The organism is Aeromonas sp. sif0611 (assembly GCF_019218845.1).
Lineage (GTDB): Bacteria > Pseudomonadota > Gammaproteobacteria > Enterobacterales > Aeromonadaceae > Aeromonas > Aeromonas media.
In genome coordinates this window covers 1-378 of record NZ_JAHUWU010000034.1, presented here as the reverse complement: position 1 = coordinate 378, position 378 = coordinate 1, and the positions used below count along the sequence as shown (strand labels likewise).

At 52.4% G+C, this 378-nt stretch carries 1 tRNA gene; it reads right to left on the bottom strand.

The window, feature by feature from the left end:
- Positions 1-49 precede the first annotated feature (49 nt).
- Positions 50-125: transfer RNA gene (locus tag KW824_RS20645), tRNA-Glu, on the bottom strand.
- Positions 126-378 lie beyond the last annotated feature (253 nt).

Here is a 378-nt window from a genome sequence, read left to right as displayed (position 1 = left end):
CATAAACATGTAATGCTTATGTCTGCATTCTTGTTAGCAAGAAGAGAAGTGGCGTCCCCTAGGGGATTCGAACCCCTGTTACCGCCGTGAAAGGGCGGTGTCCTAGGCCTCTAGACGAAGGGGACCCGGATTTGTCTTTGCGCTTGCGCGCAGGTAACCGGGTAGCCGCTTGCGCCGCTATTCACGTCCCGACACCCAACAAAAGGGCTTCTCTCGTTTGGCATTCGCCAAACAAGCACTGACACGCCAGGGCGCATCAGGTCTTTGCTCTAACTACTTTGAATCAAGGCAATCTGTGTGAACACTCAACAACTTCGACATCTTAAGGTAAGGAGGTGATCCAACCCCAGGTTCCCCTAGGGTTACCTTGTTACGACT